Below are 17072 nucleotides of genomic sequence, written 5' to 3'. Positions count from 1 at the left end.
CGACTACTCCATCCTACTGCTTGGTTGCCGGGGTCTGTTGTGCGCTGTTGCCGGCACGTTCAGTGGGCGCCACCACGACCCCGGGTTTGACTTTCTGCAGACCGGCGACGATCACCTTCTCGCCAGCCTTGAGACCGGACTCCACCACCCAGCTGTCGCCGGACATGCGGCCGACCTGCACTTCACGCAGTTCCACCTTGTTGTCCGCCGTCACCACCATGACGGTGGCACCGCCCTTGGGGGTACGGGTCACGGCAGTCTGGGGCACCAGCAGGCCTTGCGGGCGCTCGCCCTCCTGCAAGGTGGCGCGCATGAACATGCCGGGCAGCAGCAGTTGATCCGGGTTGGGCACGATCACCCGCAGGGTCACCATGCCGGTCGCCTCGTCCACGGTCACGTCGGAGAACTGGAGGGCTCCTTTCTCGCCATACTGGCTGCCATCTTCCAGCTGGAAGCTGACACCGGCCCCGTCCTTCTCCCCCTGGGTCAGCTTGCCCTCGGCCACCAGGCGCTTGAGGCGCAGCAGGTCGGCGGTGGACTGGCGCACGTCCACGTACATGGGATCGAGCTGGGAGATGGAGGTGAGGCTGTCCGCCTGCTGGGCGGTCACCAGGGCTCCCTCGGTCACCGCCGATTTGCCGATGCGGCCGCTGATGGGGGCCGTGATGCGGGTGTAAGCCAGGTTGATGTTGGCGGTCTGCAATGCGGCCTTGGCGGCCCCGATCTCGGCCAGCTGCTGTTTCCAGGCCGCGTCGGCGTCGTCATACTCCTGGCTGCTGATGGCTTTCACCTTCACCAGCTCGGCGTAGCGCTGGGCCTTGAGGCGGGCGCTGCGCTCGTTGGCCTCGGCCTTGGCGAGGTTGGCCTTGGCGGAAGCCACTTCGGCCTGATAGACGGCGGGATCAATCTGATAGAGCAGCTGACCGGCCTTGACGTCGCTCCCCTCGGTGAACAGGCGCTTGAGGATGATGCCGTTCACCTGGGGACGCACCTCGGCCACCCGCAGGGGGGCGGTGCGGCCGGTGAGCTCGGACAACAGTTGCAGGGGGGCCGTATGGAGGGTGACCACGTCCACGGCGGCGGGAGGCATCTCCCCCATGGCCTGCTGGGCCCCGTCCTTGTCACCACAGCCAGCCAGCAGGCCGCTTGCCAGCAAGGCAAGGCCGACCGAACGTGCGAGAATATGTTTATGCATCAAGTCTCTGAACCTCAGTTTCAATCAAAAAGAAGCGACAAAACCACAGGGTTTATAAGGCCCCTGTTGGTAAAACGGCGAAGATGAGGCAATATACATACATTCATGAATGTATGTAAGAAACTTTTTTCACTTTTAAACAGGACCGGAGTCAATGGCCAGACGCACCAAAGAAGAGGCGCAGCAAACCCGCTGCAACATCATGAGCACGGCCCTGGATCTCTTCTGCCAACAGGGGCTGGCACGCACCAGCCTGACCGATATCGCCAAGGCGACGGACCTCACCCGGGGCGCCATCTACTGGTACTTCAAGAATAAAGAAGAGCTGTTCGTCACCCTGTGGGAGGAGCTGTGTGCCCCCCTCTCCCACCAGCTCGATGCCTGCGTCGACGAGGCGGAGCCGGATCCCCTGGGCAAGCTGCGCAGCTTTCTCAAGGAGGTGATGCTCAAGATCAGCACCGAGCCCGCCCACCAGCAGATGTTCACCATCATGTTCAATCTGGAATCCATGGAGGGAGAGGCCGCCGTCATGCGCGAGCACATGCACCTGCAATCCATGAATTTCTTCCGGGATCTGGAGATCACCCTGGCCAATGCCGTGCACCGCGGCCAACTGCCCGAGGGGCTGGATCTGCGCCGCGCCGCCACCCTGCTCCACTGCACTCTGGACGGCTACATCATCAATTGGCTGCACTTCCCGGATCGCATCGATCTGATTGAGGAGTCGGACTTCCTCCTCGATACCCTGTTCACCCTCATCGCGAGCCCCACCCTTCGCCGCCACCCCTGAGTCAGCAAGACGCGCCGCCCCCGCCAATGCTCAACAGCCGGGGGCAAACCTGCTAGAGTAACGCCCCCCCCACCACGATGAGCCCGACACCCTTGCCACACGCCCCCGCGCCGGCGCACGACGCTGCCCCTCGCCCCGCCCTCGTGGCAGGCGCCCATGCCCCCTTCCTGGCCCTGCTGGGCAACGGCCGTCATCTGCTGGAGGCCGGTTGCGGGGCAGGAGAGGATCTGCGCCTCTTTCGCCAGCAGGGCCTCACCGTGACCGCCTTCGATGCGAGCCGGGCGCAGGCCGCTGCCGCCTCGCGCCTGTGCGGTCAGCCGGTGCGAGTCTGCCGCGTCGAGCAGATGCAAAGCGTCGTTCCCTATGACGGTATCTGGGCCAGCGGCTCCCTCCCCTGTCTGCCCGAGCACGAGATAGCCCCGGCGCTCGGTCATCTGGCCACCCTGCTCAAGGCCGGGGGCCCCCTCTACGCCTCCTTCCCCCACGGGAAGGGTGAACCGCTGCCACGGTCGGGGGAATATCCCCTGCAGACCCGGCTCGACGAGGCGGGGCTGCGACGCCTGATCGCTCCCCTCCCCTTCACCCTGCACCATAACTGGGTGGGGGAAGATGAGGTGAACGGCCCCTGGCTGCACGCCTTGCTGGTGCGGCGCTGATCCGCGAAAGCCCCCGGGGACAGTGACACCTCACGGCATTCAGCCCGTTAACAATATTTAACCCTGAGTTAACCACCATAAAGCAGACAAGATGCGGTGTTTGTGTTAAAAAGCGGCATTAAAATCAAAATTAAATAACAAATCAGACACCAACACCTGGATTCCCCCATGAAACTCGTTCTCAATCTGGTTGCCGGTATCCTCGCCGGCCTGCTGCTCGGTCTCTATGCCCCCGAATGGGTCGCCCGCGTGCTGTTCACCGCCAAGACGGTGATAGGCCAGCTCATCACCTTCACCATCCCGCTCATCATCCTCTTCTTCATCATGAGCGGCATCGCCAGCCTGCCGAAGAACTCCGGCAAGCTGCTGGGCAAGACGGTGGGACTCTCCTACTGCTCCACCATACTGGCGGGCCTGTTCGCCTTCACCGTGGCGAGCCACCTGATCCCGCACCTGACCACGGCCGCCGAGCCTACCGCCGAGGCTGCCACCAAGCTCGCTTCCTACATCAACCTCGAGATCCCGCCCCTGTTCGGGGTGATGTCGGCCCTGGCCGCCGCCTTCGTGTTCGGCATCGGCATCAGCGCCACCCAGGCCACCGACCTGCGCCGGGTCGCCGATCAGGGCCGTGACATCATCGACCGCCTGCTGGCACGCGTGATCATTCCCCTGCTCCCCTTCTACATCGCCGGCGTCTTCGTCGAGATGACGGTGGAAGGCACCGTCTTCGCCACCCTCAAGACCTTCGGAGTGGTGCTGGTGATGGCCATCGTCATGCACTGGATCTGGCTCTGCGTCCTGTTCGTCGGCACCGGCCTCGCTCAGGGGCGCTCCCCCGTCATGCTCATCAAGAACATGCTGCCCGCCTACTTCACCGCCCTTGGCACCATGTCCAGCGCCGCCACCATTCCGGTGGCCCTGCAAGCCAGCAAGCGCAACGGCGTGAGCGACGGCATCGCCAACTTCACCGTGCCCCTGTGCGCCACCATCCACCTGTGCGGCTCCACCATCACCCTGGTAACCTGCGCCACGGCGGTGATGTTCCTCTCCGAACACCTGGCCATTCCGGGCTACGGCACCATGGTGCCCTTCATCATGATGCTGGGCGTCATCATGATTGCCGCGCCGGGCGCACCGGGTGGCGGTGTCATGTCCGCGCTCGGCCTGCTCACTTCCATGCTCGGCTTCGGTGAGGCCTCCATCGCCCTGATGATCGCCCTCTACCTGGCCCAGGACAGCTTCGGCACCGCCTGCAACGTCACCGGTGATGGCGTCATCGCCCTGTGGGCCGACCGCTTCGCCCGGGGCGAGCCAGCACTCAGCACCGAGCAGGACGCAGCCTGATAGCGCAGGCAATAAAAAACGGGAGCCATCGGCTCCCGTTTTTCGTTGGCGCAAGGGGGCGTCTCAGCCCCGGCGGCGGATCACCCCTTCCTGCATGGTGCTCGCCACCAATACCCCATCCCGGGTGAAAAACTGGCCGCGCACCAGACCCCGACCGCCGCTGGCGCTCGGGCTGTCCACCACGTAGAGCAGCCAGTCGTCCAGCCGGAACTCCCGGTGGAACCACATGGAGTGATCGATGGTGGCCACCTGCATGTCCGGCTCCCAGTAGGAGACCCCGTGGGGCTGCAGGGCGGCGAACAGGAAGTGGAAGTCGGAGGCATAGGCCAGCAGGTAGTTGTGGACCCGCTGATCGTCCGGCACCGGGCCATTGGCCTTGAACCAGGTGTAGCGAAGGGGCTCGTGGACATCCGGGCGAATGGGGTCCACCAGGGTCACGGGGCGAATTTCGATGGGCTTCTCGCACAGGATCTTGTCCCGCAGGGCCGCCGGGATCATCTGCTCGTAGGGACGCACCAGCTCCAGCTCGCTCTTGAGCTGCTCCGGGGGCGTGATGCCGCCCGGCATCTTCGCCTGGTGCTCGAAGCCCTCGGCTTCCACCTGGAAGGAGGCGTTGAGGTAGAAGATGGGCTTGCCATTCTGGATGGCCTTGACCCGGCGGGTGGAGACGGTCTGGCCGTCGCGGATGTTCTCCACGTCGTAGACGATGGGCTTGTTGGCATCCCCGGGGCGCAGGAAGTAGGAGTGGAAACTGTGGACCTGGCGGTCGCTTGCCACCGTCTGCTTGGCGGCTGACAAGGCCTGCCCCATCACCTGTCCGCCAAACACGGATCGCAACCCGAGATCCTGGCTCTGGCCCCGAAACAGGCCCTCCTCGATCTTTTCGAGCGCCAGCAACGCCAGCAGCTCATCCAGTACCTTGCTCATTGGTTTCTCCTGTCTTTGTGCGCGAAAGGCTAACAAGCCCGTCCCGGCAGGGCAACAGCTCCCTCGGCAGGGTCGAAAAAAGAAAGAGAAATTGATGAAAACAAAAATGCATTAGCAAAAGGAATGAAAAAGCCCCCTGCGCCGCCCTCTTTGTCGTACCAGGCCGGGAACATGTCCGGAACACAAAAAAGCCCGCACCTTGGAGTGCGGGCTTGTGCGTATCCGGGGCGAGCGGCCCGTGGCGGCGGCTTACTTGCTGCCGGTGCCGGAATTGCGGGTGGAGGAGGTCGGCTTGCGACGGGCGGTGGTGGCACGGGCGCGCGGCTCCTTGCCCTGCATCTCCTTGTGGCGCTTCACGGCGCGACGGATCTGGGCGGCCTGCTTGTGGCGGGTGCTCTTGCCATCCTGCTGCAGATCGACCTTGGATTCGGTCTCGTTGGGCAGGTTGACCAGGCCGCGCAGGTAGTTCACCTCGGGGAGTTTCAGCTCCTGCCAGCCGCCGCGGGGGATGCCGCGATCCAGCTTGACGTCGCCGTAGCGGATACGCATCAGGCGGCTCACCTGCACTTCCTGGGATTCCCACAGGCGGCGCACTTCCCGGTTGCGGCCCTCGGTCAGGGTGACGTTGAACCACTGGTTCAGACCCTCGCCACCGGCGGGCTTGATCTTGTTGAACTTGGCCATGCCGTCTTCCAGCTGCACGCCCTTGCGCAGGCGCTGCAACATGGCTTCGGTGATCTCGCCAAAGACCCGCACCGCGTATTCCCGCTCCACTTCGTGGCTCGGGTGCATCAGGCGGTTCGCCAGCTCGCCGTCGGTGGTGAACAGCAAGAGACCGGAGGTGTTGACGTCGAGGCGGCCGACCGCTATCCAGCGGGCGCCATCCATCTTGGGCAGACGATCAAACACGGTGGGACGTCCTTCCGGATCGTGGCGGGTACACATCTCCCCTTCGGGCTTGTGGTAGGCCAGCACGCGGCAGATCACTTCCTCTGCGGCGCGGGTCTTGACCTGGTGGCCATCCACCCGGATCACGGCGTTCACTTCGACGCGATCCCCCAGCGTGGCGACCTTGCCATCCACGCTGACCCGACCTGCGGTGATCAGGGCCTCCATCTCACGACGGGAGCCTTGACCCGCGCGGGCCAATACTTTTTGCAGTTTTTCACTCATCGGGTTTACCTGATTGTTGATCGCTGCCCGCCGACATCGCGGACAACCTTGGCTCTTGTGGGAAGGCCCCGTTGGCCTCCCCACCATGTTCATGCTCAGCACGGCCTGCCAGAGGCTGACCGTCACCGCCCTCGCCCGGCATGAGCGACAAGGGGGCCTGCAGCTCGGGATCCAGCTCGGGGAGCTGCTCCAGACTCTGCAGGTTGAAATAGTCCAGAAATTCACGGGTGGTGGCGAGCAGCTCGGGGCGACCCGCCACCTCCTTGTGGCCGATGCTGCGCACCCAGCCACGCTCCTTGAGGGTGTTGACGATCTGGCTCGACACCGCCACCCCGCGGATGGCTTCTATCTCCGCCCGGGTGATGGGCTGACGATAGGCAATCAGCGTCAGCGTCTCCATCACGGCGCGGGAATAACGGGGAGCCCGCTCGCTCCACAGGCGCGACAGCTCCTCGGCGTACTCCTGGCGGGCCTGGAAACGCCAGCCGGAGGCCACCTCTTTGAGCTCGACCCCCCGCTCGCTGTAATCCTGTCTGAGCTCTGCCAGCAGCAGCTGGACATAGCGGCCGGTGACCGGGTAGTCCGAGAGCACGCTGCCCTTGATTTCGCTCACCGTGAGGGGACGCCCCGCCACGAAGATCGCCGCCTCGATCAGGGTCTTCAATCGTTCAGCAGGCAGCGCCACGGTGGACCTCCCGGGTCCGCGCCCCTGGCGCCGCCCCTCGCTCAGTGTAGATGCTCATGCTCCTCCCCTTTCCCCTGACTGGCCAGGGCAAAATGGATGGGGCCCAGGGGCTCCGCCTGCAAGATCCAGATCAATTGCTCCTTGCACAGCTCCAGCAGGGCCAGGAAGGTCACCAGCACCCCCATGCGCCCCTCCTCGGCCCGCAGCACCTGCTCCAGGCGCAGGGTCTGGCCCAGGGAGAGCATGGCGAGGATCTCCGCCATCCGTACCCGGGTCGGGATCTGCTCGCGGCGGATCTGGTGATGTTCAAAATGAGTCGCGCGTTTTACCACACTTTGCATGTAAAGGGCGAGTTCAACCAGAGAAACATCGGGCGCCAATGGCTTCAAGGCACCAAAATCCGGCGCCATGGCGGCGGCGACGAAGATCTCCCGCTCCACCCTCGGCAGGGCATTGACCCGCTCCGCCCCCAGCTTGTAGCGCTCGTACTCCTGCAGGCGACGAATGAGGGTGACGCGAGGGTCTTCCCCCTCCTCCTCGTCTTCCAGCTCCGGGGCCTTGGGCAGCAGCAGGCGGGACTTTATCTCCGCGAGCCAGGCCGCCATCAGCAGGTATTCCGCCGCCAGCTCGAGGTTGAGCCCCTGCATCAGATCCACGTACTCCATGTACTGGGCGGTGATCTGCAGGATGGGCAGGTTGAGGATGTCGAGCTGCTGGCGCCGGATGAGGTAGAGCAAGAGATCCAGCGGCCCCTCGAAGGTGTCGAGAAACACCTCCAGCGCATCGGGGGGGATGAACAAGTCCTGGGGCAGCTCATGGTAGGGCTGCCCCAGCACGGTGGCGATGGGCGGGGGAAGGGAAGCCTCCCCCGTCGTGCCCGCGGGGGTTGTCAGCGCGGGCACGGGGTCGGCAAGATCACTCAAACGGCGTCGGATCCCCGGCACCGCGGCGACGCAGCACGGGCTCGTCGTCGGAGAAGTCCACCACAGTGGTGGGCTGCTCGCCCAGATACCCGCCGTTGACCACCAGATCCAGCTGCTTGCCGAGCTTGTCGGCAATCTCCTCGGGGTCGAACTCCGCCATCTCGGAGCCCGGCAGGATCAGGGTGGTAGAGAGCAGCGGCTCACCGAGGGCCTCGAGCAAGGCCAGCGCGATGTTGTTGGCCGGGACCCGGATGCCGATGGTCTTCTTCTTCTCGTTCATGAGGCGACGCGGCACCTCCTTGGTGGCCTTGAAGATGAAGGTGTAGGGTCCGGGGGTGTTGTTCTTGACCAGCCGGAAGGCGGTGTTGTCCACCTTGGCATAGGTGGAGATCTCCGAGAGATCACGGCACACCAGGGTGAAGTCGTGGTTCGGCTCGATGCGACGGATGCGGCAGATGCGCTCCAAAGCATCCTTGTTGCCCATCTGGCAGCCCAGGGCGTAGCCGGAGTCGGTGGGATAGACGATGACGCCGCCGTTTTGCAGGATCTGCACCGCCTGGCTGATGAGGCGAACCTGGGGATTGTCGGGATGTACGTAAAAATGCTGACTCATATGCTCTTCTCGCGATAGGGGGCACGCTCGTTGCCCGCTTCATGGTCAAGGGCCCCTTGGCCCATGACACTACCTTAACCTGTTTGACGCAGACTCGCCTGCATCAAAGATGCCGGCCCGGGGGGGTCAGCGGCTGGCCAGCAGGCCCGCATGCTCCTCGGGGGTGAGCCCGAAATGACCGGGGTGACCCAGCCACAGCGGCATCCCCTCCTTGGGGAGCCAGAGGTGGCGGCCAAGCTCGGTCCAGTTGGAGGGGAAGTGAAAATCGGACCCCACCGAAATATAGAGATCGTGCTCCCTGGCCCACTGGCCGAGATTCGCCCGCTCCTGTGGGCTCTGCTGGGGCAGGGAGACCTCCATGGCATCTCCCCCGACGGCCTTGAAGGCCACCAGCAGCCGCTTGATCCACTTGGCGGTGAGATTGTAGCGGCTCGGGTGGGCCAGCACCGCCAGCCCGCCTGCGGCGTGGATGGCCTCGATGGCCTCCCCCATCCCGGGCCACTCGGCGGGCACATAGCCCTTGTTGCCCCGGCTCAGGTACTTCTTGAACACCTTCTGCATATTGTCGGCCACCCCGCGCGCCACCAGCACCCGGGCAAAGTGGGCCCGGGTCACGGCGGCGTCACCGGCAAGCTGCTTGGCCTCTTCATAGGTGCCCGGGATGAGGCACTTCTCCAGACGACGCCCGATCTCCTCGGCGCGCGCCTCCCGGCGGGCCCGCTGCCCTGCCAGAAAGGCGAGCAACTGGGGATTTTTCTCATCCACCCCGAGGGCCACGATGTGGATCTCGTGATGCTCCCACCCGGTGGAGATCTCCACCCCGTTCACCAGGCGCAGTGGCAACTGGTCAACCGAGATGGTCTGGCGCACCTCCTCAAGCCCGTCGAGGGTATCGTGGTCAGTGACCGCTAACACCTCCACCCCTTTTTCGGCGGCGCGGCGCACCAGGTCGGCGGGGCTCAGCACCCCGTCCGAGGCGGTGGTGTGGCAATGCAGATCGAATCTCATCGGCGTGTTTCGCTCTTGTTTGGGACCTGCCTGGAAAAGGCCGGCAAAAAAGCGACTTGACTTGGCCGCGGCTTTATCGTTTTCTGTAGGCACTTCATTGCAAACATCTTTTTACAGGACTCAATCTCATGCAAGCGACTTCCATCCTGACCATCTGGTGGTGGCACACTCCCTGACATGCGGGCGTGTGGTCGTTGCTGTACCTGTAATCTGACAGCAAGTTAAGAACCCAAAGAAAAAGCCCGCTGACCCCAGCGGGCTTTTTTATTATCCGGCAAATGGACCTGTGATGAAACCGACAATTCAGAGAAGCACACTGACATGGCGATGGCGAACTCGCTGACGTGACCCGAACCCGACCCATTTTCAAGAGAGACAGCGCCATGACCATCGGTGACACACAACACATGCAAGGGAAGGCATTATGACAGGCAACAAGACCCGTTTGCCCCTGGGCGAATTCGATACCATCCGGCTCAATGCCCCCTATGTGACAGACCCCCTGGCACTCTATACCCGACTCTGCCAGGACAGACCCAACAACCTGCTGCTCGAATCGGTGGAGATCGACTCCAAGGCCGGCACCCAGAGCCTGCTGCTGGTGGACGCCTGCCTGCGCATCGAGTGCCGCGGCCGCGCCGTGCAGGTGCGCCCCCTCGGCGACAACGGCGCCGCCCTGCTGCGTCTGCTGGAGCAGCGCCTGCCCGCCGTCATCACCCAGACCCGGGTGGCGGACGAGTTGCACCTCGACTTCCCGGCGTCCGATCGGGAACTTGACGAAGACAGCCGCCTCAAGGGCAGCAGCGTGTTGGACGTGCTGCGTACCCTGCAGCGGGAGCTGCAATGCCAGCAGGGCAAAGAGGCCCTCTTCATGGCGGGCAGCTTCGCCTACGACCTCATCGCCTCCTTTGAAGACTTGCCCGAGGTGCCAGAGGGGAGCAACGACTGCCCTGACTACTGCTTCTATGTGGCCGAGACCCTGATCACCATCGACCACATCAAGCAGAGCACCCAGTTGCTGGCCTGCCTGTTCGGCGGCGAAGAGGACGAGCAGCTGGACGCGCGCTACGCCCGCCTGACCGCTCGCCTCGAGTCTTTCAAACAGGCCTGTCAGCAGCCGCTGCCTGCGCCGCAGGGCACGGCGCCGCTGACCGGCGCCCTGGCCGTCGACAAGGGGGACAAGCAGTTCTGCGCCGAGGTCGAGAAGCTCAAGGGCTTCATCCGCCGTGGTGACATCTTCCAGGTGGTGCCGTCCCGCAGCTTCTCCCTCCCCTGCCCGGATCCCGTCGCCGCCTATCGCCGCCTCAAGCAGACCAACCCCAGCCCCTACATGTTCTACGTGCAGGACGAGGGCTTCACCCTGTTTGGCGCCTCCCCCGAGAGCGCGGTCAAGTTCTGCGCCAACAGCCGCCAGGTGGAGATGTACCCCATCGCCGGTACCCGCCGCCGTGGGCTCAACCCGGACGGCAGCATCAACCTGGATCTGGACGGCCGCATCGAGCTGGAGCTGCGCCAGGACGAGAAAGAGGTGGCCGAGCACCTGATGCTGGTGGATCTGGGCCGCAACGACATCGCCCGCATCTCCGCCCCCGGTACCCGCTACGTCAAGGATCTGCTGAAAGTGGATCGCTACAGCCACGTCATGCACCTGGTCTCCCGGGTGGTGGGCACCCTTCGCGCCGACCTTGACGCCCTGCACGCCTACCAGGCCTGCATGAACATGGGCACCCTGACCGGTGCCCCCAAGCTGCGCGCCAGCGAGCTTATCCGAATGGTGGAAGGCAAGCGTCGCGGCAGCTACGGCGGCGCCGTGGGTTACCTGAACGGCGCAGGGGAGATGGACACCTGCATCGTCATCCGCTCCGCCTTCGTGAAAGAGGGGGTCGCCCATGTCCAGGCCGGCGCCGGGGTGGTCTATGACTCCAAACCCCAGGCCGAGGCGGACGAGACCCGCGCCAAGGCGGCGGCCGTGCTGGCCGCCATCGCTGCCAGCCATGGCACCTCCCTGCAGGCCCTCAGCGCCCAGCAGGAACAACACAAGGACGTGAGCCATGACTAACATCTTCCTGCTCGACAACTTCGACTCGTTTACCTACAACCTCGTCGACCAGTTCCGCACCCTGGGCTACCCGGTGCGCATCTACCGCAACAGCCTGCCTGCGAGCCGCATCATGCAGGAGATCGACGCCTGCGAAGGGGACGCCGTGCTGGTGCTCTCCCCGGGGCCGGGCGCCCCCCATGAGGCGGGCTGCCTCATCGATCTCATCAAGCTGGCCCGGGGCCGGGTGCCCATCCTCGGCATCTGCCTCGGTCATCAGGCCCTGTGCGAAGCCTACGGCGGCACCGTCGGGGCGGCGGGGGAAATCGTCCACGGCAAGCGCTCCCTCATCGAGCACAACGGCCATGGCGCCTTCGCGGGGCTGCCGAGCCCCTTGCCGGTGGCCCGCTACCACTCCCTGGTGGCCACCTATGTGCCACAAGAGTTGCAGGTGATTGCCCACTATCAGGGCATGCCCATGGCCATCGAGCAGCGTGACGAGCGGGTGCTGGGCTTCCAGTTCCACCCGGAATCCATCATGACCAGCGAAGGGGCCCGCCTGCTCACCCAGGCCCTCGCCCATGTCACCCGTCCAGAAAGCCACGTGCGGTAAGGAAGAGACCATGCATCAACATCTCAACACCCTCTATCAGGGTCAGTCTCTCACCCGCGACGCCGCCCGCGACGCCTTCGGCCAGGTGGTTCGTGGTGAAGTGGATCCCATCGTGCTCGCAAGCCTTTTGACCGCCCTCAAGATCAAGGGAGAGACCCCGGAGGAGATCGCCGGCGCCGCCGAGGCGCTCTTGGCCGAAGCCCGCGACTTCCCGCGCCCGGACTATGTCTTCTGCGACATCGTCGGCACCGGGGGAGACGGCCTCAACACCATCAACGTCTCCACCACCTCGGCCCTGGTGGCCGCCGCCTGCGGCCTGAAAGTGGCCAAGCACGGCAACCGCTCGGTCTCGAGCAAGTCGGGGTCGAGCGATCTGCTCGATAAAATGGGCATCAAGCTCGACATGAGCCCGGCCCAGGCCCGCCGCTGCCTGGACGAGCTCGGGGTCTGCTTCCTGTTCGCCCCCCAGTACCACGCCGGGGTGCGCCATGCCATGCCGGTGCGCCAGGCCCTCAAGACCCGCACCCTGTTCAACGTGCTGGGGCCGCTCATCAACCCCGCTCGTCCCAGCTTCCAGCTGATGGGGGTCTATGCCCCCGAGCTGGTGCGCCCCATCGCCGAAACCCTGCTGGCACTCGGCCTGAAAACCGGTATGGTGGTGCACGGCGCCGGTCTCGACGAGATTGCCATCCACGGCCCGACCCAGGTGGCGGAAATCCGTGACGGCGAAATTCGCGAGTACTTGCTCACCCCGGCGGACTTTGGCCTCGACACCTACCCGGTCAGCGCCATCCAGGGCGGTGAGCCCGAGGAGAACCGCGCCATCACCGCCGCCATCCTGGAAGGACGCGGCAGCCCGGCCCACAACGCCGCCATCGCCGCCAACGTGGCGCCGCTCCTGGTCATGGCGGGCGAGGCCCCGGACTTTCGGCAGGCCGCCGCCCGGGTGCTGGCGGTGCTGGCAAGCGGCCAGGCCGCCCTCCTCGCCCGGGATCTCGCTACCCTGAGCCATCAGGAGGCATGATGTCAGCCACCACCACCGCGTGCCCCAGGGGCACTCACCCAGAACGCCCGACGGGCAACAGCCAGCTTCGCAAGGATAACGAGATGTCAGATGTCATTGCTCCCCACGCCTTTCTGAACATGGCCTCCATCAGCCAGACCATTCTCGGCAAGATCGTGGCGGCCAAGCAGGAGTGGGTCACCGCCCGCAAGGAAAGCCAGCCCCTGGCGAGCTTCCAGGACGCGCTGACCCCGAGCGATCGGGATTTCGAGGGGGATCTGCGCAAAGGCTCCACCCGCTTCATTCTGGAGTGCAAGAAGGCCTCCCCCTCCAAGGGCTTGATCCGGAATGACTTCAGCCCGGAGGCCATCGCCGACATCTATGGCCACTACGCCACCGCCATCTCGGTGCTGACGGACGAGAAGTTCTTCCAGGGGGATTTCGCCTTCCTGCCCCGGGTACGCGGCCGCGTCCAGCAGCCGGTGCTCTGCAAGGACTTCATGATTGACCCTTATCAGGTCTATCTGGCCCGCCACTATCAGGCGGACGCCATCCTCTTGATGCTCTCCGTGCTCACCGACGAGGGGTATCGCGCCCTGTTCAAAGTGGCGAAAGAATTGGGCCTCGGGGTGCTCACCGAGGTGAGCAACGAGGAGGAGCTGACCCGCGCCATCGACCTCGGCGCCCCGGTGATTGGCATCAACAACCGGGATCTGCGGGATTTGAGCGTCGATCTCGCCCGCACTCGGCAGCTGGCGGCCAGGATCCCGGGGGATCGGGTGGTGATCAGCGAATCCGGCATCAACCACCGAGCCCAGGTGGCGGCCCTGCGCCACCACGCCAAGGGCTTCCTGGTGGGCTCTTCCCTCATGGCGGAGCCGGATCTGGAGGCCGCGGTGCGCAAGCTCGTGCTCGGCCAGAACAAGGTGTGCGGCCTGACTCGTCCCGAGGACGCCGCCGCCGCCCATCAGGCGGGCGCCGTGTTCGGCGGCCTTATCTTTGTGGCGAAAAGCCCGCGCTACGTGGACATTCCCGCCGCCCGCGCCGTGATGGCGGGTGCGCCGCTCTCTTACGTCGGGGTGTTTCGCAATGCCCAGCCCGCCACCATCGCCAAGACGGTGGATGCGCTGGGGCTCGCCGCCGTGCAACTGCACGGGGATGAAGATGCCGCCTATGTCGAGCCCCTGCGCGCGCTGCTGCCGGCAGGCTGCCAGATCTGGAAAGCGGTTGGAGTCACAAGTGGCGAGCCCCTGCCCGCCCTCGACTACCCGGCGGATCGCCTGCTGCTGGATACGAAAGTCGGCAGCCAGAGCGGCGGCACCGGTCAGGCGTTCGACTGGACTCTGCTGGCCGGGCTCGACAAGAGCAAACTGATGCTGGCAGGGGGGCTCAACCCCGACAACGCCCTCGAGGCCGCCCGGGTGGGCTGTGTGGGCCTTGATTTCAACTCCGGGGTGGAGAGTGCCCCGGGCAGGAAGGATGCCCACAAGCTGGCGGCCGCCTTTGGTGCCCTGCGCCAACTGTGAGCGCCCCCGTGACTCATTCAACGAATTAATGAACTGCGTTTGCCCATAAGCACAAGGAATAATGTATGACCCTGCTCAATCCGTTTTTCGGTGAATTTGGTGGTATGTATGTGCCCCAGATCCTCATCCCCGCCCTGCTCCAGCTGGAGAAGGCCTTCGTCGATGCCAAGGATGATCCGGCTTTCGTCGCCGAGTTTCAGGCGCTCCTGACCGAGTACGCCGGTCGCCCGACACCGCTCACCCTCACCCGCAATTTGACCAAGGGCACCAAGACCCGCCTCTACCTCAAGCGTGAAGATCTGCTGCACGGCGGCGCCCACAAGACCAACCAGGTGCTGGGTCAGGCCCTGCTTGCCAAGCGCATGGGCAAGCACGAGATCATCGCCGAGACCGGCGCCGGTCAGCACGGCGTCGCCACAGCCCTGGCTTGTGCCCTGCTCGGCCTCAAGTGCCGGGTCTATATGGGCGCCAAGGATTGCGAGCGCCAGAAGCCCAACGTATTTCGCATGAAGCTGATGGGCGCCACCGTCATCCCGGTGCACTCCGGCTCCAGCACCCTCAAAGATGCCTGCAACGAGGCACTGCGCGACTGGGCTGCCAACTATGAAACCGCCCACTACCTGCTCGGTACCGCCGCCGGCCCCCACCCCTTCCCCACTATCGTGCGGGAGTTCCAGAAGATGATCGGGGAAGAGGCCAAGGCCCAGTGCTTCGAGAAGGAGGAGCGCCTGCCGGATGCGGTGATCGCCTGCGTCGGCGGCGGCTCGAATGCCATCGGCATGTTTGCGGACTTTATCGACAACCCTGAAGTGCGCCTTATCGGGGTCGAACCCGGTGGTCACGGCATCGAGAGCGGCGAGCACGGCGCGCCGCTGGGTCACGGCAGCAAGGGGGTCTTCTTTGGCATGCACTCCTTCCTGATGCAGGACAACCAGGGCCAGATCCAGGAGTCCTACTCCGTCTCGGCGGGGCTGGACTTCCCCTCCGTCGGCCCCCAGCACGCCCACCTGGCCGCCATCGGCCGCGCCGAGTACCCCTCGGTGACCGACAAGGAGGCACTGGACGCCTTCCAGGAGCTGGCCAAATCCGAAGGGATCATCCCGGCGCTGGAGTCCTCTCACGCCCTGGCTCATGCCCTCAAGATGGCCCGCAGTGAACCGGAAAAAGAGCAGGTGCTCATCGTCAACCTCTCCGGCCGTGGCGACAAAGACATCTTCACCGTTGCCGACATCTTTGAAAAAGAAGGAACCTTGTCATGAACCGTTACGCTCAACTCTTCTCCCGTCTGGACAAGGCCAATCAGGGCGCCTTCGTGCCCTTCGTGATGCTGGGTGACCCCACCCCCGAACTGTCCCTGGCCATCGTCGATGCCCTGGTCCAAGGGGGCGCCGACGCCCTCGAGCTCGGTATTCCCTTCTCCGATCCGGTGGCGGACGGCCCCACCATTCAGGGTGCCGCCCTGCGTGCCTTTGCCAGCCACACCACCCCGGACGACTGCTTCGGCCTGCTCGCCCGCATCCGCGCCAAGTACCCGCAGCTCCCCATTGGCCTCCTGGTCTACGCGAACCTGGTCTATGTGCGCCACATCGACGGCTTCTACGAGAAGTGCCAGCAGGCGGGGGTGGATTCGGTGCTGGTGGCCGACGTGCCGGTGCAGATGTGCGCCCCCTACAAGGCGGCGGCCGACAAGTTCGGCATCGACAGCATCTTTATCGCCCCGCCCAATGGCGACGCCGAAACCCTGAAGCAGGTGGCGGAGCTGGGTAACGGTTACACCTATCTGGTGAGCCGTGCTGGCGTGACCGGTGCCGAGACCAAGGCCGGCATGCCGGTGGAGGGCCTCATCAACTCCCTGCGCGAGTTCAACGCCCCCCCCGCCTTGCTCGGCTTTGGCATCAGCGAACCGGCCCAGGTACGCGATGCCATCAAGGCTGGCGCCGCCGGCGCCATCTCGGGTTCGGCAGTGGTGAAGATCATCGAGACCCACCACCAGAACCCGGAGCATATGCTCACCCGTCTGAAGGAGTTTGTGGAAGGGATGAAGGCCGCGACCAATCGATAAGGGGCGCACTGGCCACATGCCCTTGGCCGTGAATGGTCCGGCTGCGTATCCGCCTCAGCCATAATGATATCAGCGTACCAAAGGGAGCCTAACCGGCTCCCTTTCTATTTCGTATTTGTTATGATCATTAACATCGTTGTACCGTTTCTTGGGAAGGCAATAGGAGAAGAACACTTGAGAACTAAACAATCAGATAATCCAACACTAAGCTTAAAGTGTTAGGGAAGGTGCGAACAAGTCCCTGATATGAGATCATGTTTGTCATCTGGAGCCATGAAAAAGGGTTCATCATGAGTCATCAGCTCACCTTCGCCGACAGTGAATTCAGCAGTAAGCGCCGTCAGACTAGAAAAGAGATTTTCTTGTCCCGCATGGAGCAGATTCTGCCATGGCAAAACATGGTGGAAGTCATCGAGCCGTTTTATCCCAAGGCTGGTAATGGCCGGCGACCTTATCCGCTGGAAACCATGCTACGCATTCACTGCATGCAGCATTGGTACAACCTGAGCGATGGCG

General features: G+C 64.2%; 17 protein-coding genes. 10 read left to right on the top strand and 7 right to left on the bottom strand.

The features are described 5' to 3' along the window. Positions 1-13: 13 nt before the first annotated feature. On the bottom strand, positions 14-1195 hold the full coding sequence (locus PG879_RS04050; RefSeq protein WP_010673710.1) for an efflux RND transporter periplasmic adaptor subunit: 1182 nt from the start codon (positions 1193-1195) through the stop codon (positions 14-16). A 154-nt stretch (positions 1196-1349) separates the two neighbouring features. Here PG879_RS04050 and PG879_RS04045 point away from each other — a divergent pair, with 154 nt between their 5' ends. From PG879_RS04045 to PG879_RS04035, 3 genes are all read left to right on the top strand, one after another. After that, on the top strand, positions 1350-1985 hold the full coding sequence (locus tag PG879_RS04045; protein WP_180898796.1) for a TetR family transcriptional regulator: 636 nt from the start codon (positions 1350-1352) through the stop codon (positions 1983-1985). A gap of 92 nt (positions 1986-2077) precedes the next feature. Then, positions 2078-2641, top strand: a complete 564-nt coding sequence (locus PG879_RS04040; RefSeq protein ID WP_235672012.1) for a class I SAM-dependent methyltransferase — start codon at positions 2078-2080, stop codon at positions 2639-2641. Positions 2642-2809: 168 nt separating this feature from the next. Continuing rightward, on the top strand, positions 2810-3985 hold the full coding sequence (locus tag PG879_RS04035; RefSeq protein ID WP_042014198.1) for a dicarboxylate/amino acid:cation symporter: 1176 nt from the start codon (positions 2810-2812) through the stop codon (positions 3983-3985). 63 nt (positions 3986-4048) lie between these two features. Here the strand turns inward: PG879_RS04035 and tesB are convergent, their stop codons facing one another. The 6 genes from tesB to rnm form a co-directional block, all read right to left on the bottom strand. Next, a complete protein-coding gene (gene tesB / locus PG879_RS04030; RefSeq protein ID WP_041214836.1) occupies positions 4049-4912 on the bottom strand; it encodes an acyl-CoA thioesterase II in 864 nt (287 codons plus the stop codon). Positions 4913-5161: 249 nt separating this feature from the next. Continuing rightward, entirely contained in the window at positions 5162-6085 is a 924-nt protein-coding gene (rluB, locus tag PG879_RS04025; RefSeq protein WP_039039190.1) for a 23S rRNA pseudouridine(2605) synthase RluB, read from the bottom strand. Continuing rightward, positions 6078-6770, bottom strand: coding sequence for an SMC-Scp complex subunit ScpB (scpB, locus tag PG879_RS04020; protein ID WP_042014199.1), 693 nt, complete (start codon positions 6768-6770; stop codon positions 6078-6080). The genes rluB and scpB overlap by 8 nt, the downstream gene beginning before the upstream one ends. A gap of 41 nt (positions 6771-6811) precedes the next feature. Then, positions 6812-7693, bottom strand: coding sequence for a segregation and condensation protein A (locus PG879_RS04015; protein WP_010673703.1), 882 nt, complete (start codon positions 7691-7693; stop codon positions 6812-6814). Continuing rightward, the gene (locus tag PG879_RS04010) at positions 7686-8306 is read right to left on the bottom strand and encodes an L-threonylcarbamoyladenylate synthase (RefSeq protein WP_010673702.1); all 621 of its coding nucleotides are present in this window, start codon (positions 8304-8306) and stop codon (positions 7686-7688) included. Before PG879_RS04010 ends, PG879_RS04015 begins: the two co-directional genes overlap by 8 nt. Before the next feature lie 126 nt (positions 8307-8432). Then, complete coding sequence (gene rnm / locus PG879_RS04005; RefSeq protein ID WP_270829800.1) at positions 8433-9314, bottom strand: RNase RNM; 882 nt, start codon at positions 9312-9314, stop codon at positions 8433-8435. 424 nt (positions 9315-9738) lie between these two features. Between rnm and PG879_RS04000 the strand changes: the two genes are divergently transcribed. The 7 genes from PG879_RS04000 to PG879_RS03970 all read left to right on the top strand — a co-directional run. Next, on the top strand, positions 9739-11373 hold the full coding sequence (locus PG879_RS04000) for an anthranilate synthase component 1 (protein ID WP_041213211.1): 1635 nt from the start codon (positions 9739-9741) through the stop codon (positions 11371-11373). Next, positions 11366-11965 (top strand): aminodeoxychorismate/anthranilate synthase component II, encoded by a 600-nt coding sequence (locus PG879_RS03995; protein ID WP_039039194.1) that lies wholly within the window; start codon positions 11366-11368, stop codon positions 11963-11965. Before PG879_RS04000 ends, PG879_RS03995 begins: the two co-directional genes overlap by 8 nt. Before the next feature lie 10 nt (positions 11966-11975). After that, positions 11976-12989 carry an anthranilate phosphoribosyltransferase gene (gene trpD, locus PG879_RS03990; RefSeq protein WP_128273735.1) on the top strand — a complete coding sequence of 338 codons (1014 nt, stop codon included), beginning with the start codon at positions 11976-11978 and terminating at the stop codon, positions 12987-12989. Continuing rightward, positions 12989-14494 (top strand): bifunctional indole-3-glycerol-phosphate synthase TrpC/phosphoribosylanthranilate isomerase TrpF, encoded by a 1506-nt coding sequence (gene trpCF, locus PG879_RS03985; protein ID WP_225159816.1) that lies wholly within the window; start codon positions 12989-12991, stop codon positions 14492-14494. The genes trpD and trpCF overlap by 1 nt, the downstream gene beginning before the upstream one ends. A gap of 65 nt (positions 14495-14559) precedes the next feature. Continuing rightward, positions 14560-15753, top strand: coding sequence for a tryptophan synthase subunit beta (gene trpB / locus PG879_RS03980; RefSeq protein ID WP_041213214.1), 1194 nt, complete (start codon positions 14560-14562; stop codon positions 15751-15753). After that, entirely contained in the window at positions 15750-16556 is an 807-nt protein-coding gene (trpA, locus tag PG879_RS03975; protein ID WP_041213215.1) for a tryptophan synthase subunit alpha, read from the top strand. Before trpB ends, trpA begins: the two co-directional genes overlap by 4 nt. A 290-nt stretch (positions 16557-16846) precedes the next feature. Further along, positions 16847-17072: transposase (locus tag PG879_RS03970; protein WP_148102785.1), on the top strand; the 226-nt coding region annotated here is incomplete at its 3' end.

The sequence above is a fragment of the Aeromonas sp. QDB63 genome (assembly GCF_027707425.1).
In the GTDB taxonomy this organism is placed as follows: domain Bacteria; phylum Pseudomonadota; class Gammaproteobacteria; order Enterobacterales; family Aeromonadaceae; genus Aeromonas; species Aeromonas caviae.
Note: the sequence above shows the minus strand (reverse complement) of the source record. Positions and strands in the feature narration are given on the sequence as shown.

Coding starts and splice junctions, on each gene's coding strand:
- PG879_RS04050 (WP_010673710.1), bottom strand. CDS start 1,195: ATGCATAAACATATTCTCGCACGTTCGGTCGGCCTTGCCTTGCTGGCA.
- PG879_RS04045 (WP_180898796.1), top strand. CDS start 1,350: ATGGCCAGACGCACCAAAGAAGAGGCGCAGCAAACCCGCTGCAACATC.
- PG879_RS04035 (WP_042014198.1), top strand. CDS start 2,810: ATGAAACTCGTTCTCAATCTGGTTGCCGGTATCCTCGCCGGCCTGCTG.
- tesB (WP_041214836.1), bottom strand. CDS start 4,912: ATGAGCAAGGTACTGGATGAGCTGCTGGCGTTGCTGGCGCTCGAAAAG.
- rluB (WP_039039190.1), bottom strand. CDS start 6,085: ATGAGTGAAAAACTGCAAAAAGTATTGGCCCGCGCGGGTCAAGGCTCC.
- PG879_RS04010 (WP_010673702.1), bottom strand. CDS start 8,306: ATGAGTCAGCATTTTTACGTACATCCCGACAATCCCCAGGTTCGCCTC.
- rnm (WP_270829800.1), bottom strand. CDS start 9,314: ATGAGATTCGATCTGCATTGCCACACCACCGCCTCGGACGGGGTGCTG.
- PG879_RS04000 (WP_041213211.1), top strand. CDS start 9,739: ATGACAGGCAACAAGACCCGTTTGCCCCTGGGCGAATTCGATACCATC.
- PG879_RS03995 (WP_039039194.1), top strand. CDS start 11,366: ATGACTAACATCTTCCTGCTCGACAACTTCGACTCGTTTACCTACAAC.
- trpD (WP_128273735.1), top strand. CDS start 11,976: ATGCATCAACATCTCAACACCCTCTATCAGGGTCAGTCTCTCACCCGC.
- trpCF (WP_225159816.1), top strand. CDS start 12,989: ATGTCAGCCACCACCACCGCGTGCCCCAGGGGCACTCACCCAGAACGC.
- trpB (WP_041213214.1), top strand. CDS start 14,560: ATGACCCTGCTCAATCCGTTTTTCGGTGAATTTGGTGGTATGTATGTG.
- trpA (WP_041213215.1), top strand. CDS start 15,750: ATGAACCGTTACGCTCAACTCTTCTCCCGTCTGGACAAGGCCAATCAG.